General features: G+C 72.1%; 1 protein-coding gene. It reads left to right on the top strand.

The features are described 5' to 3' along the window. Positions 1–151: 151 nt before the first annotated feature. A complete protein-coding gene (locus P3H15_RS54105) occupies positions 152–889 on the top strand; it encodes an NAD(P)/FAD-dependent oxidoreductase (protein ID WP_276144841.1) in 738 nt (245 codons plus the stop codon). The last annotated feature ends 128 nt before the right edge of the window (positions 890–1,017 follow it).

The raw sequence follows: 1,017 nt of genomic DNA on the forward strand, positions 1-1,017 counted from the left end.
CGGGGATCCGGGCCGCGCTCGGTTTCGCCGCCCGCGTCCTCGAGCAGGGAACCCGGGCCGGCCGGGATCGCCGCTTCACCGACGACATGGCCGCGGCGATGCTGACCGGCATCGGCGGGCACGTCCCCCCTCGCTCGCCAGCGCCGCGACGATGCTGCTGCTCGGATCTGCCGCCCACACCGTCGGCTGGCCGATCCCCACCGGCGGCTCCCAGGCCATCACCCACGCGCTCATCGCCGACCTGCGCGCGCACGGCGGGCACCTCGACTGCGACCGCAGGGTCACCGACTGGCGTCTGCTGCCCCCGGCTAGGGCGTACCTGTTCGACACCTCCCCCTGGACACTGGCCCGCATCTTCTCCACTCGGCTGCCGGGCCGGTACCGGCGGGCGCTCGGCCGCTACCGCCCCGGCCTCGGCATCGCGAAAGTCGACTTCGTCCTGGGAGCCGCCGTGCCCTGGGAAGACCCGCGGGTGCAGCAGGCCGGGACGGTGCACTGCGGCGGCACCCGAGCCGAGATCACCGCCGCCGAAACCGCCATCGCCGCCGGCCACCTGCCGCCCCGGCCGCTGGTGCTGGTCAGCCAACCCACCGTCGCCGACCCCACCCGGTTCAATCGGGACCTGCGCCCGCTCTGGGCCTACACCCACGTTCCGAACGGCTCCGAAGCCGATGTGACCGAGACGATCACCGCGCAGATCGAACGGTTCGCACCCGGTTTCCGCGACATTATCGTCGCCTCCCGCGCCACTGCGGCCGCCCGGCTGAGCAATCACGACCTCAACTACCGCGGCGGGGACATCGCCGCCGGACAGGTGTCGATGTACCGGATGATCGCCCGACCCACCCCGACATGGAACCCCTACCGCACCCCACTGGACGGGGTGTAGCTGTGCTCGGCGTCCACCCCACCCGGACCCAGCGTCCACGGCATGCCCGGCTACCACGCCGCCCGACACGTCCTGAAAGACAAATTCGGTATTCGCAACCTCCCCGACCTCGGTCCCACCCCGAACCA

It is taken from the genome of Rhodococcus sp. T2V (genome assembly GCF_029269925.1).
Lineage (GTDB): Bacteria > Actinomycetota > Actinomycetes > Mycobacteriales > Mycobacteriaceae > Rhodococcus_F > Rhodococcus_F koreensis.